At 43.2% G+C, this 25938-nt stretch carries 26 protein-coding genes; 11 read left to right on the top strand and 15 right to left on the bottom strand.

Going from position 1 to position 25938, the window contains the following annotated elements:
- The first annotated feature begins 246 nt into the window (after window positions 1-246).
- Window positions 247-2160 carry a M1 family metallopeptidase gene (locus K1X61_04380; protein MBX7107867.1) on the top strand — a complete coding sequence of 638 codons (1914 nt, stop codon included), beginning with the start codon at window positions 247-249 and terminating at the stop codon, window positions 2158-2160.
- An 88-nt stretch (window positions 2161-2248) separates the two neighbouring features.
- Here the strand turns inward: K1X61_04380 and K1X61_04375 are convergent, their stop codons facing one another.
- A complete protein-coding gene (locus tag K1X61_04375) occupies window positions 2249-2929 on the bottom strand; it encodes an SOS response-associated peptidase (protein ID MBX7107866.1) in 681 nt (226 codons plus the stop codon).
- A 302-nt stretch (window positions 2930-3231) separates the two neighbouring features.
- Here K1X61_04375 and K1X61_04370 point away from each other — a divergent pair, with 302 nt between their 5' ends.
- On the top strand, window positions 3232-3975 hold the full coding sequence (locus tag K1X61_04370; protein ID MBX7107865.1) for a PorT family protein: 744 nt from the start codon (window positions 3232-3234) through the stop codon (window positions 3973-3975).
- 474 nt (window positions 3976-4449) lie between these two features.
- On the opposite strand, the gene K1X61_04365 is transcribed toward K1X61_04370, so the two are convergent.
- The 5 genes from K1X61_04365 to K1X61_04345 all read right to left on the bottom strand — a co-directional run bounded on the left by K1X61_04365 (window position 4450) and on the right by K1X61_04345 (window position 8914).
- Entirely contained in the window at window positions 4450-5055 is a 606-nt protein-coding gene (locus tag K1X61_04365; GenBank protein ID MBX7107864.1) for an SLATT domain-containing protein, read from the bottom strand.
- A 146-nt stretch (window positions 5056-5201) separates the two neighbouring features.
- Window positions 5202-6587, bottom strand: a complete 1386-nt coding sequence (locus tag K1X61_04360; protein MBX7107863.1) for a reverse transcriptase/maturase family protein — start codon at window positions 6585-6587, stop codon at window positions 5202-5204.
- Between the two features lie 15 nt (window positions 6588-6602).
- Window positions 6603-7193 (bottom strand): MjaI family restriction endonuclease, encoded by a 591-nt coding sequence (locus K1X61_04355; protein MBX7107862.1) that lies wholly within the window; start codon window positions 7191-7193, stop codon window positions 6603-6605.
- Complete coding sequence (locus tag K1X61_04350) at window positions 7168-8445, bottom strand: thermonuclease family protein (protein ID MBX7107861.1); 1278 nt, start codon at window positions 8443-8445, stop codon at window positions 7168-7170. Before K1X61_04350 ends, K1X61_04355 begins: the two co-directional genes overlap by 26 nt.
- 25 nt (window positions 8446-8470) lie before the next feature.
- On the bottom strand, window positions 8471-8914 hold the full coding sequence (locus tag K1X61_04345) for a hypothetical protein (protein MBX7107860.1): 444 nt from the start codon (window positions 8912-8914) through the stop codon (window positions 8471-8473).
- Window positions 8915-9045: 131 nt separating this feature from the next.
- Here K1X61_04345 and K1X61_04340 point away from each other — a divergent pair, with 131 nt between their 5' ends.
- From K1X61_04340 to K1X61_04310, 7 genes are all read left to right on the top strand, one after another.
- The gene (locus K1X61_04340) at window positions 9046-10224 is read left to right on the top strand and encodes an acetyl-CoA C-acyltransferase (GenBank protein MBX7107859.1); all 1179 of its coding nucleotides are present in this window, start codon (window positions 9046-9048) and stop codon (window positions 10222-10224) included.
- A 47-nt stretch (window positions 10225-10271) separates the two neighbouring features.
- Window positions 10272-10718, top strand: a complete 447-nt coding sequence (locus tag K1X61_04335) for an META domain-containing protein (protein MBX7107858.1) — start codon at window positions 10272-10274, stop codon at window positions 10716-10718.
- A 45-nt stretch (window positions 10719-10763) separates the two neighbouring features.
- Complete coding sequence (locus K1X61_04330) at window positions 10764-11096, top strand: DUF1214 domain-containing protein (protein MBX7107857.1); 333 nt, start codon at window positions 10764-10766, stop codon at window positions 11094-11096.
- Between the two features lie 207 nt (window positions 11097-11303).
- On the top strand, window positions 11304-11567 hold the full coding sequence (locus K1X61_04325) for a zinc ribbon domain-containing protein (protein ID MBX7107856.1): 264 nt from the start codon (window positions 11304-11306) through the stop codon (window positions 11565-11567).
- 212 nt (window positions 11568-11779) lie between these two features.
- Window positions 11780-12313, top strand: coding sequence for a hypothetical protein (locus K1X61_04320; GenBank protein ID MBX7107855.1), 534 nt, complete (start codon window positions 11780-11782; stop codon window positions 12311-12313).
- Between the two features lie 330 nt (window positions 12314-12643).
- On the top strand, window positions 12644-13645 hold the full coding sequence (locus K1X61_04315; protein ID MBX7107854.1) for a hypothetical protein: 1002 nt from the start codon (window positions 12644-12646) through the stop codon (window positions 13643-13645).
- A 144-nt stretch (window positions 13646-13789) separates the two neighbouring features.
- Window positions 13790-15118, top strand: coding sequence for an MFS transporter (locus K1X61_04310; protein ID MBX7107853.1), 1329 nt, complete (start codon window positions 13790-13792; stop codon window positions 15116-15118).
- A 36-nt stretch (window positions 15119-15154) separates the two neighbouring features.
- On the opposite strand, the gene K1X61_04305 is transcribed toward K1X61_04310, so the two are convergent.
- The 8 genes from K1X61_04305 to K1X61_04270 form a co-directional block, all read right to left on the bottom strand.
- The gene (locus K1X61_04305) at window positions 15155-16090 is read right to left on the bottom strand and encodes an NAD-dependent epimerase/dehydratase family protein (GenBank protein MBX7107852.1); all 936 of its coding nucleotides are present in this window, start codon (window positions 16088-16090) and stop codon (window positions 15155-15157) included.
- Window positions 16091-16520: 430 nt separating this feature from the next.
- Window positions 16521-18113 (bottom strand): tail fiber domain-containing protein, encoded by a 1593-nt coding sequence (locus K1X61_04300; GenBank protein ID MBX7107851.1) that lies wholly within the window; start codon window positions 18111-18113, stop codon window positions 16521-16523.
- A gap of 184 nt (window positions 18114-18297) precedes the next feature.
- Window positions 18298-18756, bottom strand: coding sequence for a hypothetical protein (locus K1X61_04295; protein MBX7107850.1), 459 nt, complete (start codon window positions 18754-18756; stop codon window positions 18298-18300).
- A 243-nt stretch (window positions 18757-18999) separates the two neighbouring features.
- On the bottom strand, window positions 19000-21195 hold the full coding sequence (katG, locus tag K1X61_04290; protein ID MBX7107849.1) for a catalase/peroxidase HPI: 2196 nt from the start codon (window positions 21193-21195) through the stop codon (window positions 19000-19002).
- A 15-nt stretch (window positions 21196-21210) separates the two neighbouring features.
- Entirely contained in the window at window positions 21211-21627 is a 417-nt protein-coding gene (locus tag K1X61_04285; protein ID MBX7107848.1) for a transcriptional repressor, read from the bottom strand.
- A 443-nt stretch (window positions 21628-22070) separates the two neighbouring features.
- Window positions 22071-22403 carry a hypothetical protein gene (locus K1X61_04280; GenBank protein MBX7107847.1) on the bottom strand — a complete coding sequence of 111 codons (333 nt, stop codon included), beginning with the start codon at window positions 22401-22403 and terminating at the stop codon, window positions 22071-22073.
- Between the two features lie 18 nt (window positions 22404-22421).
- Window positions 22422-22868: an NAD(+)--rifampin ADP-ribosyltransferase gene (arr, locus tag K1X61_04275; protein ID MBX7107846.1), complete on the bottom strand. Its 447-nt coding sequence runs from the start codon at window positions 22866-22868 to the stop codon at window positions 22422-22424.
- Between the two features lie 177 nt (window positions 22869-23045).
- On the bottom strand, window positions 23046-23852 hold the full coding sequence (locus K1X61_04270; protein MBX7107845.1) for an alpha/beta hydrolase: 807 nt from the start codon (window positions 23850-23852) through the stop codon (window positions 23046-23048).
- Window positions 23853-24175: 323 nt separating this feature from the next.
- Here K1X61_04270 and K1X61_04265 point away from each other — a divergent pair, with 323 nt between their 5' ends.
- Window positions 24176-24895 (top strand): (Fe-S)-binding protein, encoded by a 720-nt coding sequence (locus tag K1X61_04265; GenBank protein ID MBX7107844.1) that lies wholly within the window; start codon window positions 24176-24178, stop codon window positions 24893-24895.
- Window positions 24896-25035: 140 nt separating this feature from the next.
- On the opposite strand, the gene K1X61_04260 is transcribed toward K1X61_04265, so the two are convergent.
- Window positions 25036-25332 (bottom strand): hypothetical protein, encoded by a 297-nt coding sequence (locus K1X61_04260; protein MBX7107843.1) that lies wholly within the window; start codon window positions 25330-25332, stop codon window positions 25036-25038.
- Window positions 25333-25552: 220 nt separating this feature from the next.
- On the opposite strand from K1X61_04260, the gene K1X61_04255 reads away from it, so the two are divergent.
- Entirely contained in the window at window positions 25553-25924 is a 372-nt protein-coding gene (locus K1X61_04255) for a CoA-binding protein (GenBank protein ID MBX7107842.1), read from the top strand.
- Window positions 25925-25938: the final 14 nt, after the last annotated feature.

The raw sequence follows: 25938 nt of genomic DNA, 5'->3' as shown, positions 1-25938 counted from the left end.
TTTAATCAAATTGAAATTATGACTGAAGTCATGTATTGTGATGACATTAGATAGAACTAACTCAAAACAGGCAATCAATGCGGTCATGCCGGGTTTATTTCGGCATGACGCCACGTATATTGAGATAGCTTCTGCTATCTTTCATTCATATTGCAGCCGGTAAAGGAATATTGCCGGAATATGAAGAGATGATGGCTTGCATGATTCGGCGTTTAAATGTACGTTTGAAACTGTATAACCACCATCATGAAGTCATCGCCCTTTATAGCCGCCATTTTCCTTGTTCATTTTGTTATTCATACCGGTTTTGCACAGCAAAAGGACTTGCCTTTAGCCCGTGATTTTATGCAGGCCTATGAGTCGGGCACCCGTTCAACTGATGGTAATCCGGGTATTCATTACTGGCAAAACCGCGGCGATTATGTATTGAAAATTGCATTCGATCCGGCAACAGCATTATTGAATGGGACGGAAACGATAACCTATTACAATAACAGTCCGGATACCTTGAACAAGTTAGTCTTTCACCTCTTCCCCAATTTTTATAAAAAGGGTATGCAGCGCAATTATTATTGTGATGAGGCGGATGAGAATGAGGGTGTAACGATTGAATCACTGCAGGTTGACACGCAAATGATAGCAGTATCGGATAACCGCAACCTGCACTTCCGCGGCACTAACATGATTGTAGTGCCCGACGAACCAATACTGCCTGCAACAAAAGTAACGCTGCAGGTTGTCTGGCACTATACGGTTAACAAAGGTTCACATGTAAGAACCGGAATGGTAGATCCTTCTACTTTTTTCCTGGCTTATACTTTCCCCAGGATTGCTGTGTACGACGATATCAACGGTTGGGACGAATGGAGTTACAGCGGGTTGCAGGAGTTTTATAATGATTTCGGAGATTTTGATGCTGCCATCACGGTGCCGAAGGGTTTTGTCGTCTGGGCTACAGGCACGCTGCAGAATGCGAAGGATGTTTTCGCTCCCAAGATCTACGAACGTTACCGGGCGGCGCTCAGCGCTGATTCCATTATGCAAATCATTGACAGCACTGATTACAGCAGCGGTAATATAACCGCAACAGCACCACTGCAGACCTGGAGATTCACGGCATCCGGTGTTACGGATTTCGCTTTTGCGCTTAGTGATCATTATCTCTGGCGCGGAAGTTCTCCCATTACAGATCCTGGCGGCGGCAGAAGGGTTTTTGTGGATGCCGCCTACAATAAGGATGCGGTTGACTTTTTTGAAGTGGCGTCGGTCGCCCGTCAGTGTGTGGAACTGATGAGTTCAACGTATCCGGCGGTACCTTTTCCATTTCCGCATATCACCGTTTTCCAGGGCCTGGATCAGATGGAGTATCCCATGATGGTGAATGATGATGTTTCGGAAAGCAGGCTGGATATGGTGCAGCTCACTTCCCATGAAATTATCCACTCTTATTTTCCATTTTATATGGGAATCAATGAGACAAAATATGCCTGGATGGATGAAGGCTGGGCGACTATCGGAGAATCGGTGATTTCACCGCTGCTTGGTGAACCGGAAGAAGATGGCATTTATATGCGCAAAAGATATGAATCAATTGCGGGCACCGACCGGGAAGTGCCGGTAATGACCAATTCAAAGCTGATTGAAGGAGCCACTTATCAAACCAATTCGTATGGCAAAGCGGGCTTGTTCTATTACACGCTGCAGCAGTTATTGGGTGATGAATTGTTTTTTAAAGCCTTGCATGCCTACATTGATCGGTGGCATGGTAAGCATCCTACACCATACGATTTTTTTTATACGTTCAATAATGTCACCGGGCAGAACCTGAATTGGTTCTTTCTTCCCTGGTGTTTTGAAAACGGTTATCCTGACCTGGCACTGACAGGAGTGGAGCAACAGCAGGGAAAAAAAACAGCACAAAACACCTGGCAGGTCACGGTGAGCAGAAAGGGTAATATTCCTGTTCCGGTCGCTCTTCAGTTCACCCTGGAAAATGATTCGGTTATTGAAAAAACCTGGTCGCCCGTTACCTGGAAAGATGGAAGCAGTACCTGTGTTTTACGGCAAACACTTCCCGGCAAACTGAAATCAGTGAAACTTGGCAATGATTCCATCCCGGATGTCTATCATGCCGACAATTTCTGGCAGCAGGCTCATTGAGAAGAGATAGCGCTGGCTTTGATGAACCCATTCCGCATTACAATTCCATTGAAAGAATTATGCTTGTCAAGGCAGTGAGCTGCTGTTTTTAAAATCCAAGACTGCTTTGTCCTTTGCGTTTTTCCACTTCCACTTCAGTGCATTCAATTAAAAAATGAGGATAAGGCTGCATCAGCTTTAGCAATTCTGCAAGTTCTGCCTGCGGGTTCATCCAGTTGGCAAGAATTTCCTGGTCAATGATCCATGGCATGCGGTTATGAAAATCGGCTACCAGCATATTGGGCGAAGTGGTGATAATGGCATAGGTCAATAGCTTTTCATTGTTGGCCGGGTTAGTCCACCAGTTGAATAACCCACCATAGAAAAAGGCTTCAGTGCCTCTTACTGAAAAAAAATATTTTCTTTTGGTCGCCTTATCGGTTTCATAGAAACCGGATGTCTGCACGATGCAGCGTTGCTTACGAAGCCATGGGCCTCTCCAGGTAGGCTTCTCCGCAATCGTGTCATTCCGTGCATTAAAGGTGCTTTTGGCATCGCCGGCTTTTTTATTCCAGGGCGATAACAATCCAAAATAACCTTGCCGAACAGTGGATTCCCCCAGCAAAATGATGTTACCCATTCTTCCGGGGTATAAACTCATATCTCCTTCTACGGAATTAATCAATGGTGGCAGCGATGCATTTCCCGGTACCTGCATCGCATCCTCCGGATGATCATGCCGCCATCTTCTTCTTGCACGGTGCTCAAGATCTTCGTAGTTGTAACACATAGTCAATAGCAGATGTGAAACTACATAATTGTCAACATGTGGCAGCGGCTTACATGATTGAAATTGCTTGCCGATCACAACTTGCAATTGGCAACTATTATGTTGCATTCCGGATTGCAGCAAATCAATGCTGCCCGGAGCTATTTTGTATTCCGTTTAATTCATTTGAACCATTCCCGGTAAAGGCAATAATCAATACTTGATCTATATCATAGTTCACTGCTGTGTTCCGCTCTAATTTTAAAGCAGGATCCTGCTTTAAATGCAGGGGATGTAATAGTTAACAACGTAAATAACCGGCTATGAAAACGATTTTTTTTATTGCAATCTGGCTGATGAGTGCTACTGCCGTATTCGCTCAGTTTGAGATCGGCCTCAATGGAGCCGTAGCTACCACCTGGCTGCTGAATGATAATGTTTCAGATCAGGGGCCTAACCTCAATCCGAATTTTTCTGTGGGATGGTCGAGTGGTGTGGTGGGTAATTTCTATTTTACAAAAAGCATCGGCGTCGGCGCAGAGCTGAACTACAGCGTGGTGAATCAAAAATATGATGGGGCAATTATGGAAATAAACTATGACGCGGTTAACTCGCTCAAATACTATGAGCTGCCCTTATTGTTCAAACTGAAAACGGAAACAGGATTTTATTTTGAAGCGGGCCCGCAGTTTGATTTCCTGCTTGCGGCAACGGAAGATTTCTCCATGAGTCCTGCTGACCCTGATCTCGATTATACAGGTACCGATATTAAAACCGGGTTGTCGGGCATGGTTACCGGCGCTGTATTTGGCTTTGGCGGCAGGTTTCCTTTGTCAAATCATGTTTTGCTTACCGCCGGGCTTCGCTTCTTTGCCGGTCTGACAGATGCCACAGAAGAAGAATCGGAAGCTGAATACTTGCAGAATATGGAGAATGGTAAATTAGGGATTGCCGCTGCCTTCGCGCATATTGATCAGCAAGGAAATTTTCATTACGAAAAAACTACGCTTACTTCCGGTGGCATTCAAGTCGGACTGCTGTATTCCTTCGGAAACCTGAAAGATTAAATGCGCTGAAGAATGCAGCGAGGAGTGTGAAAGAGGTTTTTGTTTTCTATTGAAATTTAATTCCGCTTTGGCACAGTGGAATGATTAGATAACGGTTTGGGGCTTGCCGATGGCGGGTATTACGAAGCACAAAACTGTCGGCAAGCACAAATGTAAAATAGAAGCACAACACTTCCATTAACCACTGTCCGCCCGCTATCGCTAAGCCCTTGTTATGCGTATCACCCGACTTCTCGCAATGAAGCTGTGTTTGTCCGAAGTCATCCACAACACTGTCAACGAAGCGATTTATATTAGAAGCAAACTCTGTCAGGTTATACACTGAACCTGTGCGGTGGCGAAATAGTTTTATTAAAAAAGACGGGGAGGGAAAAAATTCTTCTTGGGTGGGAGAAAAAATACTCTCTTAAAAACTTTGGTTCTCAGCGTTGGCTTGAAGCGGTTTTTAAGAGTGTATTTTTTTGTGGGTGGCATTTATGGTTTCTTAATCATTAGAGCTATGCAGAGAAACGGAATGAGAATCGCCAAGTAATACGGGATATTTACTCGCAACCAAATTCTCAATTTGGTTATAAATGAATCAAACTTGCTCTTGGTTAATTCTCTGTCAGATGCAACAAACAAATCATAGTCCATTGAAAGATGGTTTTCTGGATACTTGTCAATGATCTTTTGATAATCACTTCCCAATTTCTCAATCTCATCTCTCATTGCTGCTTCATCGTATCTATACTTGATTTGTTCAAGGCGTTCATATAGTTGATTCAAGTCCTTTCCACACTGATGCAATGAATCTGCTTTGGCTTTGTAATTCTTTGAGTTCTCAATCAAACTGAGAACGATAATTATCAGGGAAAGAAATATCGTTAGTAGGGATAAATATTCAGGAGTAAGTTTTGAATAGTCAGAAAACGGTTTGATAGAAAGCAAACTCGCTATGATTACATAAACTGAATTGAGAGCAACAGCCCAATTTGAAAGTTGATTCACATGCTCCAATCTTTTGTGAGCAATGAATCTTGTGCCTTTGGTTTTCCAAAGTTTTTCGTAAAGCGTTTCGGCGTAGTTCTTTTTATTCATGATGTAAAAATAAAAAATGGGCTGCCTGTGATTCTAGTACTAGTTTCCCATCTGAGATGGGAACTTGAAAATTTGTTATTTTACATATACTTTTCGTGTGAAAAGTCCCCAAGTGAATTGGGAGGCAGCCTGTGCAAAAGTAAAATTTAATAGTCATACCCAATATTTCTTTCAAGATTATTCAAGTTGCCGTCTCTGTATGCTTCAAACAAATCATTCTCTTCCTTTTCACTGTAAGTTTTATTTGGGTCTGTAACCGCCATCTTGTTTAAAAAATCTCTCTTCTTCTTTCGGGTTCTTAACTTGTCGTAGTCATTGACATAGTTCCCGCCTCTGTTGAATTTAATTTCATAAAAAGCCCGAACAGTCCGCTTTAATTTTTTTGGTGTCTTGTAGTTAAACAATTTGAGAGATGAAAACATAGAGGCAATGATGTTGTCTATTTTGTGAAATACACTGAGGTCTTCAACCTCTGAAAAGTAAAACAACCATCCGTAGTTTTTCTTTATGCTCTTAGAACCTGTAATGATTTCATTTACCTCTTGGAGAAATTTCCATTTAAATTTTTTGTCATCGCCAAAAAAATAACGAGGTCTTTCTTTTGGGTCAGCCATTCCTTTTTTAAACCATGTTAATTTAGCCGCTACTTTGTTAACCTGATTTTCAATTTTCTTATCGCTTATTGAAACGATGCCGTCTTTAATCAAGTAACTTAGGAACTCAGTTCCTTCGTCAAGATTTCCCCAATTGGTTTTCTTTTCATTTAAAGTCAGCCCAAGTTGTTTCAGTTTTTCTTCAATTGATTTTTTTAATGGTTTGCAATCGGATTTGGAGAGAATTAGAATATCGTCAACATATCGCAAGTAAAAACTTGATTTGAGTTTTGTTTTGAAATAATCATCAAAACTCTTTAAATAAATCTGAGCAAGGATATTGGAAATTGAAAGCCCTTGGGGAACTCCTTTATCGGTTACATAAGTTTCCAAATCAGTTCGTCTGTAGCTTGAAGGAACTGTTGGTGTTTCAATAGCTGCTTTTAATATAGCAAGCAAGTCAGTATCGCTAATTCGTTCTTCAAGTTTTTCCATCAATAAGGTTCTGTTGACCTTTTCGTAGAACTGAGTTATGTCCGCTTTGAGATAATAAATTCTATGCCCTTTATTATCTTGTAAATATTTTTTTACTCTCCGAATATAACTGTTCGGCATTGCTTTATTTACACAATCAGCAAAATCAACATGAAGTATTTCTTTGAGGGTGCTTAAAACAATTCGGTCTCGTATAGTTGGGAGCGAAAGCATTCTTGGGTTAGAATCCCTGCGCTTAACACGGAGCAATTCTAAGTATGGTGAGAATGTAAAAGTTCCATTCTGAATTTTCCTTTCAAGAAATTTTAACTCGTTCACTATATCCTTCTTAAAATTATTTGCCGACTTTTTATCAATACCTTTTGACTTAACCTTTACTACTTTTTTATCAAAGCAGGTTTCAAGGTTTGAATAGGAAAATTGTTCTGCATATTTCTTATTCATCAAAATTGAAAAAGGTTAGGCAATAGATTCATCAAAGGATATTTTTATTCCGTCTTTTAATTTTTCATAGAAGATAAAAGGAACTTCAATAGTTTCGGAAAGAGATTTTTTTACTTCGTAAGAAGTTGGTTTGATGCTTATGGGTTTTTCGCCAATCAATCCGTCTATGCCTTGTGATTCTTCTTCTGATGTAGCAAGCCGATATGTTGTCTTTAGTTTTGATGCAACACTTTTCAAAATTGCCTCTTGAAATTTTAATCCGATAAATGTCTTTAAGATTACTAAATCTTTAACCCACTTCTCAACCATTTCTCTATCAATCTTGGTCATTACATCTTTGAAGTTCTCAACCATTTCAAGAACTTTTGCGGCTGCAAGTGATAAGGATTCAGGATGCTTATTCAAATACCATTCTTCCCACTCCTTTAATTTAGTTCCAGGAAACTCCTGAATTAAATCACTCATTTGTCCAACAACAGAAGGTCTTGTCCCTTGTGCGTTTTGGTTAGCAAGATTTAAAATCTGAGTTGCGTATTTTGGAAAAGTGGATGCTTCTGCATCAAGCAGGGATAGGATTTCGTTATTTGAAATTTTTATTGTCTTCATTAATAGGTGCTTGATTGAATAACAGTTGAAACTTGTCTTTGTATTTGAAATCTATTTTGCTGTCCACCTGTGCAAGTCCGTTTTTAATCAGATGTGCATTGAGAAAAGTTTTGTTTTCAAGATAGAGATAGCAGAGAACATTGTTTTCCTTGTCATGCTTGATGTTGTCATAACGAAGAAAAACCTTTTTCCCTTTCGTTTTGTCTTTTAAAAATTTTGTTGCTTCTACATTGATGATAGGGTCTTCTTTTATTCCGATAAGCTTTACAGTAAGGTCATTGCTCAAACGAATCATTTCTGGACTGATAACTTCTTTCACAGTGAAAAAATCTTCTCGCTGTGTTGAACTGTCCTTGTCAATCTTACTGCCGAACTGCAATTTTTTTACATCAATTTTCTTGTCAAGAGTATGGGGGTCTTTGAAAATGTAAGGCAGCTTTTCAATCTCCTTTGCAAAATCAATCTTCAAAGGTTTCTGTTTGATAAACTCAAATGAAGTGTTGTGAATATCCTTCTGATTTGATTGCAGTTTCTGTTTGATGATTGGAATAAAATCAGAATTGATTTCATAGCCAACAGAATTTCTTCCTAAATTTTTAGCAGCAAGATTTGATGTTCCGCTTCCAGCAAATGGGTCAAGAACTGTGTCGCCAACAAACGCAAACATTTTTATCAAACGCTTTGGCAATTCTTCAGGGAACATTGCAATGTGATTGTCTTGTCTTGCTCCAGCGAAATTCCAATGTCCTGCAAAGAATGTGTTCCATTCTTGTGCTGTCATTTTTGAAAGCTCTTTATTTTCTTTTGTTGGCTTGGGTGCTTCACCAAGTTTTTTGAAAACCAAAATGAACTCATAATCCAGTTTCAAAATTCCGTTTCTTGGATATGGGTATGAACCCATCTGAACACCGCCACCTGTTGTGTTACTGGTCGTAACCTTCTGCCAAATAATTGCACCCATGTAATCAAAACCAATGTTCTCACAGAACTTGATTATCTCCTCACGAATCGGAATCACTTTGTATCGTCCATAATAAACTGCACGGGCAAACTGGTCGCCTATATTCACACACAACCTGCAACCGTTGTGAAGTGTGCGGTAGCACTCTTTCCAAACCAAATTCAGGTTATTGATGTAATTCTCGTAGCTGTCATGAAAACCGAGTTGGTTGTCAGAGCCGTAGTCCTTGAGTTGCCAATAGGGCGGAGAAGTTAAAGCAAGGTGCATCGAATTGTTAGGCAATTCAGCCATGTTTCTGCTGTCTCCGTTTATGATTTTATGCTTGGTATTCAAGTTTAAAATAGTTTACACAAAGGTAAAGAAATAATGGTCGGTTTAAGAGAGAGTTTCGCACGAAGTTGATAAAGCGTTGGCGATTGCACTCTTTTGGCTTTGCCTCCGGGTGGGCTTGTGCGTAATCGGCAAAGGCAAATGTGTGCAATGTGCATAGGCAAAGAATTTTTGAGCGGGGGCTTTTTTTAATAAAATTATTTCTGCGGTCGGCTTTAGAAGCGGTGTCGGTTGTTGTCCGAAAAAGTGTCACCAAAAGTTTGATTAAAAGTTCGTCCGTTTGAATGTTAGCACGGTCGCCAAACGGGTTACGAATAACAATTGAATAGACGCATCCGGCTTCCAATTTTTTATCATGCATATCTCTGCACAGCAGCATGGCTTCCTTTGAAGGCGGCAGCCGAAATGGGACGACGTTCAGCCAAATCATTCCGGCCGCATGTATTCAAATTCTTTTTTGGGAATTAATTGCCTTATTGGTTTGTTAGCGGCAATATCTCCTTTAAATTTGCACACTTTTTCAACCGTATTCTTTTAACAAACCATAAAACTATACCTGCCATGAATGAAGTCTTTATTATGTCTGTTGCCAGAACACCCATCGGTAGCCTCGGTGGTGTGCTCTCTTCCCTCACCGCACCGCAACTGGGTGCCATAGCCATCAAAGGTGCATTGGAAAGGGCCGGCATTACGGCAGCACAGGTACAGGAAGTTTACATGGGCAATGTGTTAAGCGCCAATGTCGGACAGGCACCGGCACAACAGGCTTCTATCGCAGCCGGCATTCCTACCACCGTTCCCTGCACCACCATCAATAAAGTATGTGCTTCAGGTATGAAATCCATTATGTTAGGCGCTCAGTCTGTCATGATGGGAATAAATGATATAGTAGTGGCAGGCGGTATGGAAAGTATGTCGAATGCGCCGTATTATCTGGAGAAAGCACGTACCGGTTACCGCTATGGCCATGGACAGGTGATTGATGCCATTATCCGCGACGGATTATGGGATCCGTACAGTGATTTCGCTATGGGCAATGCAGGGGAAGTTTGTGCCAAAGAATATAAGGTAACACGGGAAGACCAGGATAATTACGCGATTGAATCTTACCAGCGTGCGATCAGGGCATACGAGACAGGCGCCTTTAATGATGAGATCATCGGTGTGGAAGTAGCAGTTGGAAAGGAAAAGGTGATGGTGAAAGAAGATGAAGAAGTGAAGAAAGTGAAATTTGATAAGATCCCTTCTTTGCGCCCTGCTTTTCAGAAGGATGGTACCATCACTGCCGCCAATGCCTCAAAAATCAATGACGGTGCCGCTGCTGTTGTTTTGATGAGCGCGCAAAAAGCGGCTGAACTCGGACTGAAGCCCAAAGCAAAAATCAGGGGTTTTGCCGATGCCTCGCAGGACCCGACCTGGTTTACCACCACACCATCTGTTGCCATGCCTAAAGCCATGAAGATGGCCGGCCTTGAAATGAAAGATGCTGAGCTGGCGGAAATCAATGAAGCTTTTTCAGTAGTGTCTATCGTCAATAACAGATTGATGAAACTGGATCCGGCGAATGTGAATATTTATGGCGGTGCTGTGGCGCTCGGTCATCCTATCGGCACTTCAGGCGCACGCATTACCATTACATTGCTGAGTGCGTTGAAACAGCAGGGAAAGAAGATCGGTGTGGCCGGCATCTGCAACGGAGGCGGTGGGGCAAGCGCCATCGTGATAGAAAACGTTGGTTAGTCCGTGTGCAACAGTTTTTAGATTTACTTTCATTCAAACAACGCGATATGAAAAATTTCACTCCCTTCCTGATGCTCATGATAACAGTGGTGCTGTCGTGTAACACACCGTCAGGAACTTCCTCCACCGCTAAACTTTCCAAAACCATGACCACGCTGACGCAAAGCAAATGGCAGTTGTTTTCCATAAACGGACAGAAAGCCTATGCGAAGGAAGGGAGCAGTATTCCCACACTTGCTTTTGATGCGGAAAAGATGAGCGTCAGCGGCAACAGCGGCTGCAATTCTTTTTCAGGCGGGTTTACTGCAGAGAAGGATGCCTTGTCCTTCGGCAATCTTGCCACAACCCGCATGATGTGCGCCGACATGAAAATGGAAACAGACTTTATAGCAGCCATCACAAAGACGGCTAAGTTTTCCATGTATGAAGGCAAACTTGTATTGCATGATGCGGAAGGAAAGCAACTGATGTCTTTTGATCCGCTCCCTCAATAACATAATAGGTTTCCTGTATCGTGGCTGACGCAACCCTGCGCCAGATTGGATGGATCTAAAAAGCATACACTTCATTTTGAAAAAGGGCAACCCCTTCCTGTCAATGCATTCTGGTCGCTTACAATGTATGGGCCGCATGAATTACTAGTGGATAATCCAATCAACCGTTATTCAATTGGCGACCGCAGCAACTTAAAATACAATGCTGATGGGTCACTTGTTATTTATATTCAAAATGAAAATCCATCGGATGACAAGGTATCTAACTGGCTGCCCGCACCAAACGGTGCTTTCAGTGTTACGATGCGTCTATACTGGCCTAAGGAAGAATTCTTGAACGGTACGTGGAAAATGCCGGCCATTAAGGTTGGTGCATAGCTGCAATCTCCTATATTTGATAGAAACTATCTCAAAATACCTGAAATTATCCTGTCCTGATTAATCTGGATCAGGATATCTTCCATTATTTGACAGCTGCCGGAATAAATCCGGCATGATTGCATTGATTACCTGTTTTGAGATAGCTCGTAATATCACCAGGATCACCGATAGTCGCTTAATTTTGCAGTAACCAAAACTACTACCATGGAAAAGACATATAAAAATTGCCAGAGTTGCGGTATGCCGCTGAAAAAATCTCCGGGCGGTGGTGGCACCGATGCCGATGGTTCCATCAGCAAAATGTATTGTGCTTACTGCTATGAAAAAGGGCAGTTTAAAAACCCTGATTGGACACTTGGCAAAATGCAGGAGTTCGTAAAGGGTAAGATGAAGGAAATGGGATTCCCGGGTTTTCTTGCAGGTTACTTTGCAAAGGGTATTGCCAAACTTGAAAGATGGAAGAATTGATTCCCGGGCAGTGATCCTGCTTTTTGTGTCACGCTGAAACATATTCAAACCACTGACTATGATTGTAAATAGCTGGTGATGAATGGATTTCATGCTTATGATAAGGTAATGAATAACAGGTCTGCCGGTTGAATTTTTTAAGACAGGCCTGCTGCTAAATCAGTATTCTGATCTGATCTTGAAGCTTATCTATAACTGAAAAAGATTGCAACATGAATAAGAGCGAGTGGGAGAATAAGAGTCTTGTAGTAATAATCTTGATCGGATACTGCTGCAACCTGTTATGTGGCTGGATTGGTTTCCTGTTTAATGTTGCATCAACAGAGCAACTGCTGCTTTATCAGATCGGAAATGCGTTCGCCATCTCTGCTTCCGTAATGGCCGGCAGGTACACCGGAATACGTGGACAGCATGTATCGGCATCAGCCTATATTTTGCTGGGTATAGCCCATGGTATTTCATTGGCAGCACTCAGCAAATCAGGGATAAATGTTGAGCGGGAGGCGACCATGGCAATGCCTATGATTCCTGCACTGATTTTTATGTTTTGGTGTGCAATGTATCCCATGTGGCTTAAGCTGCTTGCACTGCTGCCCAGTATCTGTTTTTCCATGGTTTATATAGACGTTCATCTGAATGATACCACTTTGGGATGGTCGTTATATGCTGGTTATGCAACACTGCAGATCAATGAAGTGCTGTGGGGGATTTATCTTTTTCGGGATTGGAAAAAGACAGTTAAGTAAGCGGGTACAACACTCGTTTCTTCCTGATGTCCGGATGTAAACTATCGATTACCACTGCTCCCGAATGGTATCACCGGCTTCCGGCAATCAGATTTTATACATGTTCATTTTACAGGTTAGGTCGTAAATTATTGTCCGGGCGTATGCTGCTGAATCAAACTGATATTTCCGGGTTAGAGCGCTATTCACCGCAGGAAGTGAGTACCGCCATGATTGTTTGCGCATGGACAATAACTGCTGACCATTACCTTTTACTAATTTAGCCGTTCAATAATGTTTTCCAATAATCGCAGCATTGCAACGTTTTCTTTTTGTCTAATCTGATTTGAGTTGAGAGAATTGCTGTATAAAAATTCTGACGATGGGAGGAATGCCGACAGGAAAGGAAAGGCAGATCATTTTCCCATCCGGCATCTCTTGCAACCTGTTTTTTTCACCGCATTGATGATGCTGTTCTCGGTTTTATTCAGTCCTCCATTACTGGCACAACGCACGCCTGAAAATACACAGCACTTAATGCAGTATGAAGATTCATTAAGACAGCTGAGTGACATAATACTCGACGGCGGTGAGCAGGGTATCCGGCAAAATGCCTGTTACAGTTTCATCAGGAAGCTGGTAAATGCCTTGCAGCTGCCGGGCTCCTTTGATTACCCGTTTGATTCACTGAAGAGGATTTCCATCCTTGTAGCGGATGATAAATCTTTCCGGATATTCAACTGGCAGCTTCCGCTGGCTTCCGGCAAGCAACGATATTTTGGTGCCATTCAATTGCGCGATGATGCGGAATTGAAACTGTTTCCGTTATATGACTACTCCGATAACATGCTGCATCCTGAAGATACCATTACCAACAGCGAGCGATGGTATGGCGCTTTGTATTACAGGATGCTGACTGTTAAAGGACACGGAAAGAAATACTTTATGCTCTTCGGATGGGACGGTAACAACCTGAGAAGCAATAAAAAGGTGTTGGAGGTTTTGTCATTTACCAAAGAAAAGGAACCTGTTTTCGGTGCTGCCATTTTTGATTTCGGCAAGCATTCGGAACGCAATGACATAAAGAGGTTCATGCTCGAATACAAGAAGGATGCGGAGGTTTCCCTGAACTACGATGCCGATCTGCAGATGATCACGTTTGACCACCTCATTCCACAGGATCCGTCCACGAAGGATCTGCCATTCACCTATGTGCCGGATGGTTCTTACGATGCGTTTTCGTGGAAACACGGCAAATGGAATTTTATTGACAACATATTTACCTCCACCATGCAGGAAGCGCCATTCCCTGATCCTGTGGATTTTGGGAAGGAAAAGTTAAGGCGCAAATAATGGCATAATCTGGTTTCACTTATTTAAAGAATAACCGTTCATTCCGGATAAACCTGTTTATGGTGCCGTGGCAGCATTTCAGTTCATGCCGGCAATTTCATTTCACCGCAAAAGATGCGATATTGTGTAAAGTCAAACACCGTTATGAGCAAAGTATACTTACGCAATGACAGGAAGCTGATCAGCAGCTGGACCATGTATGACTGGGCGAATTCAGTCTACTCGCTCACTATTGCCACAGCCATCTTTCCTATCTATTATATGACGGTAACCAATGGTATAAACAATGGCACGGTAAATTTCCTGGGGCGTGAGTATGTGAACGACGCATTGTACTCTTATGCTTTGTCTGTTTCATTTCTCATCGTGGCGCTGATTGCACCGTTACTTTCTTCCATTGCCGACTTCAGGGGCAACAAACTCTCCTTCATGAAGTTTTTCTGCTACCTCGGCGCTGCCAGTTGCATTGCCCTCTTTTGGTTTACCGGTTCCAACATGAATTTCGGGATCACTTTTTTTGTATTGGCCAGTGTGGGTTTTGCAGGCAGCATCGTTTATTACAATGCTTTCCTGAAGGAGATTGTGGATGAAAAGGATCAGGATCATGTGAGCGCACGTGGGTTTTCGATGGGTTATATAGGCAGTGTATTGTTGCTCATCATTAATCTTATAATGATCATGTTTTACGATCAGTTTGGTTTTAGCGATGAATCACTGCCGACCAGAATTTCTTTTGTGATGGTCGGAGCATGGTGGGCCGGATTTGCGCAGATATCTTTTTATGCCCTGAAAAGATTCAAATACATTCCTCCTGTTGAAGACGATATAACACCGGAAAAAAAGCTGACAATGAATTCACTCTTCGGCGGTTACCATGAACTGCAGAAGGTATGGTATCAGCTACGGCATTATAAGTCACTGAAGAGCTTCCTCATCGCTTTTTTCTTTTACAACAGTGCCGTGCAGACGGTGATGTACCTGGCCACCATATTCGGAACGGATGAACTGAAGCTCGATCAGACAAAACTGATCGTCACGGTGCTCATTATTCAGCTCGTGGCGGTTGCGGGTGCGTACCTTTTTTCGCGGATTTCAAAACAATATGGAAACATCAGGAGCCTGAATATTGCCATACTGATCTGGATTGTGATATGCATTGCGGCGTATCTGGTAAGCAACGAATATCAGTTCTATGGAATCGCATTTATGGTTGGCATGGTGATGGGAGGGATACAATCCATGTCGCGCAGTACTTATTCTAAACTTGTGCCGCCAACAAAAGATACCGCTTCATTTTTCAGTTTTTATGATGTTACCGAGAAACTGGCTACGGTATTTGGTACGGCTGTGTACGGGCTGATACTTGAGATTACAGGCAATATGCGCAATTCGGTGCTGGCACTCATCCTTTTTTTTATTGTCGGAATCCTTTTTCTATACAATGTAAAAAAGGAAAAATCTCTGGCTGCATAAGTTTTCAAGCATCTGTTAATTGCATGAATATTCAGCTTATGATGGCTGCCTAAATGCAGCTATTGCCTGCCTTACTGCTTCTTTATTGCTGACAGGTGTGTAATTAAAACGCTTTAAAAACTTGCTCGAATCAAAGAAATAAGGCCGGTCAAACTGGTACATCATTTCCGGCATCTCCCGCAATATGGGTACAAATACACCAAGAAGTTTTATCATCCACAGCGGCACAGTTGTTACCTTATCCGAAGTTTTCATTTCCGCAGCGAATAATTTCACCCATTCGCGGCCGGTAAGCGCCTCGCTGTTAACCGGCAGGTTCCATACCTGGTTATATGCATCTGCAGTATTACCGAGCATTGCAAATCCCCTGGCGAGATCAGGGGTGAAACCCATCGAATGTATTACATCCGCATTGCAGAACCACTGCGCGGTTTTCCCTTTCACCAGGTTATCATACACGGTATTCATCATCATGCTCTTTTGCTTATCGTAGGGGCCGAAAAAGTCAGGCGCCCTTGCAATAATGGCCTGTAGCTTTCCTTTCTCTACCTGTTCCAGTATCATACGGTCAACAGCTGCACGCACGGCGCCTTTTTTACTGATTGGATTGATTGGCGATGATTCGGTAATCCTGCCGATATGATCTTTATCTAAGGCATAAACGTTATCAAAGAAAACAAGCCTGGTTTGATTACGGATGCAAGCTTCGATTACATGATGCATAAAAGCCGGCCACTTCTCTCTCCATACTTTCAGCTTATACGCAAATCCTAATGCTACATAGCAAACCTCACTGCCGGCAATGGCAGCATGAATTTGCGAAGGGTCATTGACATCGGCCGGCTGAAGGATATCGGTGTCATTGACTTTGACCGGATTCCTGCTGACTAACTTAATACTGTCGGTGTAATCACGGAGGAACCTGGCAAGGTCTTTTCCGATTGCACCACCTGCGCCTATGATAGTTTGCATCTGTTTTAATTTTTTTTGATTGTTAACTGTGTCAAGTAGAAATATCTATTACCAGCTTTTGCTATTTCAGTGTAGTTGTGATTCACTATAAGCTATCTCAAAATTGGCAATCAATGCTGTCATACCGAATTAATTTCGGCATATTTCAATGAATTAAAGAGATCCTGAACCCGATTAATAGGGACAGGATGACTCCGGGTATTTTGAGATTGCCTCTAATAATTTCAAATGTACTGAGCTTATTATTCCGATGCCGGTGTGCAAATAAAACACTTAATTATGAGGCAATGTTTTCTGCACCACAGATTTTTGTAATGATGATGCGAAGAATTTCACCGGTTGCCGGGATTAATAACCCTTAACACAAATAAAAATCCCCGAAGCGGGCAAAAGGCCTGCAACGGGGACCGGGTATAAAATATGTTTACTGTTACTTGACTATCACAAGATTCCTGGTTTCAACCGGCATTCCGTTAATCATCAGCGTGTAGGTATACATTCCGCCAGGCAGTGAACCTGCAGCAAATGAAACTGAACCGGCTCCTGCCGCCAGATTATCGAATGACCTTACTGCATTACCTGTGATGTTTCTTACAATTATAGAAGCAGTCTTCACATTGGCAGCAATCACATAATTGATCGTGCTCACCTGCATAACCGGATTCGGTACATTTTGCAAAAGATAAGATCCTGAAGCTATAGCTTCAGTTGTAGTTTTTGAAGCAGGTAAACTACAAGACATGGATTTCAGTTCGGCGATTTCATTTGTGAGCAACTTTATCTGTTCCTGTTGCTCCTGCATGCCACTGATGAGAATAGGAATCAGTTCAATATAGTTTACACCCAGATAAGTAACCGCCGCTTGTTTAACTTTATGTGACTGCAGGTCATATTGTTCAGGGAAAACCTGTTCACTTACCAGTTCCGGAAAGACCTCGTTGAGTTGCTGTGCGATGAGTCCGTGGTGTAGCCCGTCTGCGAGATTCATGGCCCCAAATTCATCTGTTTTGAAAGAATAATGGCTGGGTTTCAGCTGCATGATCTTTTCCATCAATCCGTAATCCGGTTTAATATCCTTCTTCAGCTTTTCATCTGAAGTGTAAGAGAAGATGCCTGTGCCACCGATGTTGCCGTTGAAGTAACCGGCATACTTCGTTCCTGAAGAGCCGGAATAATAAGTGCCATATATGGCATAGTTCGTATTGGCATAATCTGCAGATGCGTAAAGCCCGTAATTGGTAGCGCCTTTGCCGGAGCCAAAGCAGTTGATACCGGTGTTAACACCTCCGTAGCTTACGGTGTAGTTACTAACGCCGCTGCAATACATCCCTGTATTGATAGGGTAGAAGGCATTAGTGTTTGAAGCATTCTTGGCATACACCTGTAATCCGATGTTGTCGTACGAGTTGGAATTATCTGCTGTAAATGTTGCAGCAACTGCCGAAGAATCTCCATACCCAAGTGTTTCCACGCCACGGGTATGCACATTGAGTGCCCGGTAGCCACCGCCGATATCCACCGTCTGTTCACTGTTGTTATTGTTATTGATGCTGGTCATCGTATAGCTGGCGGCGGGGCCTCCAATATTTATCTTGCCGTCACCGGAAAGCGTCATGAGGTTGCCGATAACATTATTATTAAAGCTTAGTTTGGATAAGCTGTTGGATGCATTGGTATAGCCGGCGATGCTCCAGTAATTTGAGTTGGTGCTATTCTGGAAGTTTAATCTGGAATAGTCATTTTCAGATTCAGTGAGCAAAAGAGTGGGATCGGTGGTAGTGCTGTTGTATTTGACTTCCAGTCTTGCTGAAGGGGAAGTGATGCCAATACCAACTTTGCCATTTGATTTAACAGTCATCCGTGTATTGTTATTGGAAACAATTTTAACATCTGCGGAGTTGGTTGAACCAAGTTTCTCATTGCCGGTGAGTACATTGCCGGAAAGACTCCATTGTGCCTGTGCATTTACAGCACTGATAATTATGATCAGTGTGATGGAAAGAATTTTAATTGAGTGTTTCATGAGTTAATGTTTAGGTGAATTATCAATGCACAAATATTGGCATGCACACTGCGGAATTCAATACCATAAACATGGGACAACCAACTCGCTTTGCACAGGAAACAGCAGCAGGATCAATTCTGAAGTTGCTGATGGAATTTAGAATAGCGGCAACGAAGCAGGAGCAAGCGCAAATGGTTATGGCTCACATTTTCCTGCCATAGTAATACAGTTGTGTATTCCAGGAACCTGATGGAGGCAGATAGGAATTGATAAATATGCTGTCTACTGCTGTTTGATTATATCCAAGGTAGAAAAATCTGGTGTCAGCCGGCGACGGCTCTTTGAAGAATGACTTATCATCTCCGTAGTGTGCGTTGCCGGTATCAGCAATAACTGATTCGGCCAATACCTTGTTATTAAAGATGGCTTCTGAAGAGTGTAAGTAAAGAGAATCAATGTTGTTATAAGTGCATTGAACAGTAAGATCAGTTTGCAAAGTATCAATAGTGGTGATTCCTGTATATGTTTGATAGGTTACTGAGAGCAGCAATCCCTTGTAATCGCCGCTTATGGTATTCACCAAAGGTTCTCCGGCAGTATCTTTTTTGCAGGATGTTGCAGCAATCACTAAGAGCAGCAGAAGATTGATGAACAGGCGCATCTTTTTTGCCTATTAATTTATATGGCTGAGCGTAAAGTTATTAAACACATGCATAATCCCCTCAACCTTCCACATCAGGGTGTATGTTGGCTGAATCTGTCAGCGACATATGAGGTTGCATTGCACATCACAATCAGGTAAGCGGAAATACAAATGCGATTAATAATAAAACCGGAAAGAGATCTCGGCTCTTTCCGGTTTTCTGTTTAAGGATGCTACAATACAGTTGTTAGCCAGCCGACCTCAGAATCTGTCAAGGTTCATCACCTTATTCCAGGCAGCGACAAAATCATGCACAAATTTTTCCCTGCTGTCGGCACAGGCATAAACTTCCGCTACAGCACGTAATTCTGAATTGGATCCAAAAATGAGGTCCGTCCGTGTGGCCCTCCATTTCATTTTCCCGGTGGTGCGGTCAGCTCCTTCAAACAAATCACCTGTTTGCGAAACAGCTTTCCAGGCAGTGCCCAAATGCAGAAGGTTCACAAAGAAATCGTTTGTCAGTGTCTCTTTTCGATCGGTGAAAACGCCTTTGTCTGATCCATCATAATTGGCAGACAGCACACGCATGCCGCCGATTAAAACGGTCATTTCCGCAATGGTCAGCGTCAGCAATTGCGCCTTATCAATCAGCAAAACTTCTGCTGGTATATGAGCGATGGAGCTTTGCTGATAATTCCTGAAACCATCAGCCTTCGGTTCTAATACCCTGAATGATTCTATGTCGGTTTGATCAGCAGTGGCATCAGCACGGCCTGCCATGAAAGGAACTGTAATTTCAAAACCGGCAGCTTTGGCGGCCTTTTCAATTGCTGCGCATCCTCCCAGCACAATGAGATCTGCGAGGGAAACTTTTTTATTGCCGCCGGCTGTATCGTTGAACTCTTTTTGCAGGCTTTCCAGTTTCGTCAATACCTTTTTCAGTTGAACCGGATTATTCACTTCCCAGCTGTTTTGAGGCGCCAAACGAATGCGTGCACCATTGGCACCGCCACGCTTATCAGAACCACGGAAGGTAGCTGCTGATGCCCAGGCTGTTCCTGCCAATTCAGCGACAGTCAGTCCTGCATTGATGAGCTTCGCTTTTAATGCGGCCACGTCAGCATCGTTGATTAATGCATGCTTAACTTCCGGAATGGGGTCTTGCCATATTAAAACTTCAGCAGGCACTTCTGTTCCGAGGTAACGGGCACGCGGACCCATATCCCTGTGCGTCAGCTTAAACCAGGCTCTTGCAAAGGCATCTGCGAAAGCATTGAAATCATCCTTGAATTTCCTGGAAATGGGTTCATAAATGGGATCCATCTTCAATGCCATATCTGCCGTTGTCATCATCGGCGGATGGCGTTTCGTTTTATCATGCGCATCCACAACGAGGGTGGCTGCCGATGCATCCGTCGGAATCCATTGATGAGCGCCTGCAGGGCTTTTAATCAGCTTCCAGTCGTATTTAAATAATGTTTCAAAATATCCGTTGTCCCACGTGGTAGGGTTGGGCTTCCATGCACCTTCAATACCGCTCGTGATGGTGTCATCGCCCTTGCCGGAGCCAAAACTGTTTTTCCAGCCCAGTCCTTGTTCTTCAATGGCGGCGCCTTCAGGTTCGCGGCCTACATTAGTTGCGCTTGCGGCGCCGTGTGCTTTGCCAAAGGTATGGCCGCCGGCAACTAGCGCCACTGTTTCTTCGTCGTTCATGGCCATGCGGGCAAAAGTTTCCCTGATATCCCTGCCGGAAGCCACGGGATCAGGATTTCCATTCGGTCCTTCCGGATTTACATAGATCAGTCCCATCTGTACTGCAGCCAGTGGATTTTCCAACGCCCTGTCGCCGCTGTAACGTTTGTCGCCCAGCCACTCGGTCTCCTTTCCCCAGTAAATATCCTGCTCGGGTTCCCAGATATCTTCACGCCCTCCGGCGAATCCAAAAGTTTTGAATCCCATCGACTCCAGCGCGCAGTTTCCGGCCAAAATCATGAGATCGGCCCAGGAGAGTTGTTTGCCATATTTTTGTTTGATGGGCCACAGCAGGAAACGGGCTTTATCGAGGTTGGTATTGTCAGGCCAGCTGTTTAACGGAGCAAAGCGTTGATTGCCGGTGCCGGCACCGCCACGACCGTCAGCAATTCTGTAAGTGCCAGCACTGTGCCATGCCATACGAATGAATAACGGGCCATAATGGCCATAGTCAGCCGGCCACCAATCCTGGGAAGTGGTCATCAGTTGAAAGAGGTCTTTCTTGACAGCACTTAAATCCAGCTTCTTAAATTCTTCTGCATAGTTGAAATCATTGTCCATCGGATCAGACAGCGATGAATGCTGGCGAAGAATATTGAGGTTAAGCCTGTTGGGCCACCAGTCTTTATTGGAAGTTCCCATGCCGCCTACCGGCGCGCTCTGTCCGTGATTTACCGGGCACTTAGGTTCATGTACGTTACTCATAGTGATAGATTTATGTTAGTGATTGTTGAATCTGCCTGTGATCTGCAGTTTAATGTCATGTATCCTGAAATTCTTAATCTTGTTTTTCTTGAAATAGGCGTTGATCAGTTCGTTCAGCCTGTCATCTTCATAATCTTCTATTCGATCTGTTTCCGCGCAATACAAATGATGGTGATGAGATAAGACTGCATCGTAACGCATGATATCTTTTTCAGTTTTTACCCGCTTCAGCAATTGCCTCTCCACCAGGGAATCCAATACTTTATAAACGGTGCCCACAGAAATGTTAGGATGCTTGCGCCTGATGTAGTCAATGATATTTTCTGCGGTAGGATGATTGTTCAGGCTGACGATAGCTTCGAAAATTGCAACACGTTGCGGAGTTACCTTTAGTCCGTTTTCTTTCAGCAGTGTCCTGATATTGTCATACATCTTGACTGACTAATGATAATTCCGTAAAGATAATAATTCTTATTTAGGAATTTATACTTTTAAGTTGATGGTTTATTTATTGCAGCGGTGGAAAGCCGGGATGAGCTTTTGTTTTATTACTGGAAAGTTGGTGACCACAGAAGAATAACGGCATGTGGATTTACTCTCAGGATGATACATCCGGCTGAATAGCTTTATGCAGTCACGTAAAGGATGCATCATTCCACACGCCTGACTTCGATTTTTTGAAGACCTTTGACATATCTTCTCCCTGACTTCATATCCGCTGCTGAAATAAATAATATCCTTTGGTCAAGGTCAATGAGTTTTTTTCCTCCCATCTCGGTAAGAATAAAACAGCTGTTGCCAATACTTGTAGTATAGATTTCATTCCGGCTAAATACAACTTTGTAACCATCAGAAGCGATTAATACAAAGTAAAATTAATTGAGGGATATGGGGTTATCATACATGTATTTTGCAACGGCAAGCAATGCTGGCAGTGGAATACCTTTCATACCTTTCAGTGTATCTTTTATTTCACCGTATTGGTTATAGATGATCAGGTAGCTGATATGATTCGTGGGGGAAGTGTCAAGATCAGCTAACCTGAATGCAACAGGGTGGAGGACTTGTCCGGTGAATATTAGAGAATCGGTTGTCGGAATCACCCTTTGTCCATATAAGGGGTAATTCACCAGTTGCATGCAGAAGAGGAATAGCATGCACGTTGTCACAATGCTGGAAATGCTTTGTATATTCTTTCGCCTGGTCATAGCACAATCTCCTTTTATTTAATCTTCAATTGCTTCAATTCCTTGTTCCTTCAGTTGCCGGAGGTGTTCCTGCATGGCATGGAGTGCTTCTGGCGAATGACCTTTCCAGTCAACAACTTCACCGGTAACCTTCAGCGGATGTCGCGAGCGGTATGATTTGGTGGGATTGCCCGGAAACTTCTTATCGGTCAGATTAGGATCATCTTCAATCGGGCCGGTTGGTTCAACAATATAAATCCTGCCGCGTCCTTCTCCCTGTGCAAGTTCAGCACCCCAAGTAGCGGCATCTAAGGTTGCGGTAAGGTATATAAATGAAGCTCTCTTCCTGCTGCCATAGTTGGAATTAAAACCGGGTTCAATCAGGTCACCCTGCTGCAGGCTGGCTTTTGTACCATGATAGAATGTTTGTGCATACAAATTATCAGGTGTCTTTTTCATTACAGCTTCATGATTATTTTTTTTCATGCTTAATCTGATTTTTTGAAATTACCTGCAACTTGGTAAGCGGGTATGAATTGTCAACTGTTACTCTTTTTTCATTCCGAAAATATTCAATTCTCTTTATCCGGAAGACTTGTTGTCAGCCTTACCACAATTGCATCGGTGCAGGGAATCGCCTTAATTAGTCATCTGTTTTACCGCTCATTCTGCAAGGAAGCCAAGTATGATATTTACCGTTGAGTCAATAATCACCGGAACCTGTGGTGAAGTTATTTCGCCAATGTATTCGCCGTGACCACCGGGCAGTATTAAAAGTTTTGAAGCGGTAATCAACCGATTCATCTCCCTGGCATGTTCAGGTGTTACAACGTCTTTCTCGCCAATGATGATCAATGCCGGTGCTGTGATAGATGCAATCCGTTCATCCGGTATTTCCGGAAATGACAGCATTCTCGCTGTATCTCTGTCAAACATGCGATGCAGTGCCTGTGTGTCCGGGTTTATCTTCAGGAATTCATCTTTGTACACCTGTGGCATATCCTCAAATGCCGGATGATTCATCATGTCCCAGAACCAATCCGGTGCTCCGGACTTTTTATAGAAGGTGGAGGCAACGACAATTTTATTCGTCATATCAGGATGCCTGATGGCAAACTCAAGCGTAGTGCTTGCTCCGTTACTGAATCCGAAGATGTCAGCTTTCCCAATCTGCAGATGATGCAGCAATGCCGCTATATCATCTGCATCCTGTCTGAACGACAAAGGCCGGTTGATGTCGGCTGTATGCCCATGTGCCTGCATCTCCACGGCAATCACTTTATGAGATGTTGCGAGTTGCGGAATGATTCTTCCGAAAGAGGTATTGATGGTGGAACCCCCGCCATGAATCAGCACAAGCGGATATCCTTCCCCGTGAATTTCATAGTACATCTGCAGCCCGTTAACTTCGGCATATTGTCCCTTGCTGTAATGTTGTATTTCGATAAAAGAACCGGAAGGTGGTGACATAGTACTATCCGCAGTGTTTGCAAAGAGGGCGTGCAAAAATAAAAAGGTTGTGAGTAGAAAAGGAATGCACAGCATCGGCTAACCTGGAATCGGCGGATTGGTTTATTGATGATAATGCTAAGATAAATTTTTACAGGCCGAAGCAGCACATCGAAATTTATTAAGCACGCGGGAAATGAAAGCGTCTGTATGTACTGTGAAGAATCATTATGCTGCTTCAGTAACCTAACAACTCATTGGCCATACGTGCATAATTCAGGTTTGCCGGATGATAAATAAACAGCTGATATGCCTACTTTAGCCGCGAATTTCAAAGGAACATCGTGAAAGTCAGTTTATTCATACCCTGCTTTATGGATCAGTTGTATCCACAAACCGCGTTTAATATGGTTAAGGTGCTGGAGAAGGTGGGCTGTGATGTGCATTACAATCCATCGCAGACCTGCTGCGGTCAACCCGCTTTCAATGCCGGTTTCTGGAATGAATCACGAACGGTATGCGAGAAATTTATCCACGATTTTTCCGATTATAACTATGTAGTGGCGCCCAGCGGCAGTTGCGTAGGATTTGTCCGTAATTTTTACTCCGACCTGTTCGACAATTCCGCTTTGCATAATGAATGTAAGCAACTTCAAAAAAACACATACGAGTTTACAGAGTTCCTGGTAAAGGTGATGAATGTGACGGATCTCGGCGCCACGCTTAACGGTATTGCCACCTTCCATGATTCCTGTGGCGCTCTTCGCGAATGTGGGATAAAGTCGGAGCCGCGCACCTTGCTCGCCAATGTGAAGGGCCTTGAACTGCGCGAGATGGAACATGCGGAAACATGCTGTGGTTTCGGGGGCACCTTTGCCGTTAAGTTCCCGGATATCTCAGCCGCCATGGCAGAACAAAAGATGACCAATGCACTGTCAAGTGGCGCTGAATATATTATAGCGACTGATACTTCCTGCCTGATGCACGTGGAGGGTTACATCAAAAAGCATAATGCGTCTATTAAAACAATGCATATTGCTGATGTGCTTGCTTCAGGGTGGTAATAGACTGGACGAAATTTTAGAGCTACATCGTAAGGCTCAGCTCGGGCGTCTTTTATGGAAGATGCTCGCCTGTTATTTTATTAACAGAGCCCATTGCCGGGCGGCCGGCATTACCAATAGCCGTTAACCCACTATGTTACTCAGTTAACCGATTCAACATTTACTTCCCTGATACAGCAAACTGGAATAGCTATGCCGCCCATCAGTAACACATTGAGGTCGGTTGCTTCCCAAACGTTGGCATGTACCATAATCAGGCCGTCTTCGGTAGCGATTAACAAATCCGCTTTCTGATAAAAACATCGCCCCTGTAAAACCGCCCGGTTGAGTTTTTCTGCACGGGCTTTTATCTTTTCAGGGCATTCAAGCACTTCTTTTTTCAGGAAGATTACATGGGGCAGTTCTTCCTTGGGGATAACAGGGTAGACTTCAGCCATCGATAAAGGTGTTTGATACCGTTACGGAAAAAAAGGATAATAGGTTACGTTTTTCCACACTTATTGTATTTTATTTGAATACTCCGGAATTTACGACCAACATCAGTTTTCGTTCAATAATTGAAATGCCGCTATATGAGTGGGAAGGCTAAGTGGCCATATGCGCGATAACTAATGCATGAATAAAGGAAATTGTAAATTTAACCGGTAACACAACCAAATGGATACTGAGAAAAAATTTACCGTGCTGCTCGGCGCTTCTGCTGACCCTTCAAGGTATGCTTATCTTGCTGTGAACCGGCTTGTACAGCATGGCCATAAAGTGCTGCCAATTGGAATACGACAGGGGGAAGTGGCAGGCGTGCCTATAGTAACAGATCATCCTGTGGTAGAAAATGTTGACACAGTTACTTTATACCTGAATCCGAAAAGACAGCAACAGTACTATGAGTATATCCTAAGCCTGCATCCTGAACGGATCATCTTTAACCCGGGCACAGAAAATGAAGAGTTGGCAAAGCTGGCGGAAGACAATGGAATTAAAGTGACAGAAGCCTGTACCCTGGTATTGCTTGGCACGGGACAATATTAGCAGTCATCTCAAAA

The organism is Chitinophagales bacterium, from assembly GCA_019694975.1.
Taxonomy (GTDB): domain Bacteria; phylum Bacteroidota; class Bacteroidia; order Chitinophagales; family UBA10324; genus JACCZZ01.
Note: the sequence above shows the minus strand (reverse complement) of the source record. Positions and strands in the feature narration are given on the sequence as shown.

What these genes read in the sequence shown, in the direction of transcription:
- K1X61_04305 (MBX7107852.1), bottom strand. Translation starts at nt 16,090, where the DNA reads ATGCAAACTATCATAGGCGCAGGTGGTGCAATCGGAAAAGACCTTGCC.
- K1X61_04360 (MBX7107863.1), bottom strand. Translation starts at nt 6,587, where the DNA reads ATGAATAAGAAATATGCAGAACAATTTTCCTATTCAAACCTTGAAACC.
- K1X61_04280 (MBX7107847.1), bottom strand. Translation starts at nt 22,403, where the DNA reads ATGACCAGGCGAAAGAATATACAAAGCATTTCCAGCATTGTGACAACG.
- K1X61_04355 (MBX7107862.1), bottom strand. Translation starts at nt 7,193, where the DNA reads ATGAAGACAATAAAAATTTCAAATAACGAAATCCTATCCCTGCTTGAT.
- K1X61_04335 (MBX7107858.1), top strand. Translation starts at nt 10,272, where the DNA reads ATGAAAAATTTCACTCCCTTCCTGATGCTCATGATAACAGTGGTGCTG.
- K1X61_04365 (MBX7107864.1), bottom strand. Translation starts at nt 5,055, where the DNA reads ATGAATAAAAAGAACTACGCCGAAACGCTTTACGAAAAACTTTGGAAA.
- K1X61_04350 (MBX7107861.1), bottom strand. Translation starts at nt 8,445, where the DNA reads ATGGCTGAATTGCCTAACAATTCGATGCACCTTGCTTTAACTTCTCCG.
- K1X61_04320 (MBX7107855.1), top strand. Translation starts at nt 11,780, where the DNA reads ATGAATAAGAGCGAGTGGGAGAATAAGAGTCTTGTAGTAATAATCTTG.
- K1X61_04375 (MBX7107866.1), bottom strand. Translation starts at nt 2,929, where the DNA reads ATGTGTTACAACTACGAAGATCTTGAGCACCGTGCAAGAAGAAGATGG.
- K1X61_04325 (MBX7107856.1), top strand. Translation starts at nt 11,304, where the DNA reads ATGGAAAAGACATATAAAAATTGCCAGAGTTGCGGTATGCCGCTGAAA.
- K1X61_04260 (MBX7107843.1), bottom strand. Translation starts at nt 25,332, where the DNA reads ATGGCTGAAGTCTACCCTGTTATCCCCAAGGAAGAACTGCCCCATGTA.
- K1X61_04285 (MBX7107848.1), bottom strand. Translation starts at nt 21,627, where the DNA reads ATGTATGACAATATCAGGACACTGCTGAAAGAAAACGGACTAAAGGTA.
- K1X61_04370 (MBX7107865.1), top strand. Translation starts at nt 3,232, where the DNA reads ATGAAAACGATTTTTTTTATTGCAATCTGGCTGATGAGTGCTACTGCC.
- K1X61_04255 (MBX7107842.1), top strand. Translation starts at nt 25,553, where the DNA reads ATGGATACTGAGAAAAAATTTACCGTGCTGCTCGGCGCTTCTGCTGAC.
- K1X61_04345 (MBX7107860.1), bottom strand. Translation starts at nt 8,914, where the DNA reads ATGATTTGGCTGAACGTCGTCCCATTTCGGCTGCCGCCTTCAAAGGAA.
- K1X61_04295 (MBX7107850.1), bottom strand. Translation starts at nt 18,756, where the DNA reads ATGCGCCTGTTCATCAATCTTCTGCTGCTCTTAGTGATTGCTGCAACA.
- arr (MBX7107846.1), bottom strand. Translation starts at nt 22,868, where the DNA reads ATGAAAAAAAATAATCATGAAGCTGTAATGAAAAAGACACCTGATAAT.
- K1X61_04340 (MBX7107859.1), top strand. Translation starts at nt 9,046, where the DNA reads ATGAATGAAGTCTTTATTATGTCTGTTGCCAGAACACCCATCGGTAGC.
- katG (MBX7107849.1), bottom strand. Translation starts at nt 21,195, where the DNA reads ATGAGTAACGTACATGAACCTAAGTGCCCGGTAAATCACGGACAGAGC.
- K1X61_04270 (MBX7107845.1), bottom strand. Translation starts at nt 23,852, where the DNA reads ATGTCACCACCTTCCGGTTCTTTTATCGAAATACAACATTACAGCAAG.
- K1X61_04310 (MBX7107853.1), top strand. Translation starts at nt 13,790, where the DNA reads ATGAGCAAAGTATACTTACGCAATGACAGGAAGCTGATCAGCAGCTGG.
- K1X61_04380 (MBX7107867.1), top strand. Translation starts at nt 247, where the DNA reads ATGAAGTCATCGCCCTTTATAGCCGCCATTTTCCTTGTTCATTTTGTT.
- K1X61_04300 (MBX7107851.1), bottom strand. Translation starts at nt 18,113, where the DNA reads ATGAAACACTCAATTAAAATTCTTTCCATCACACTGATCATAATTATC.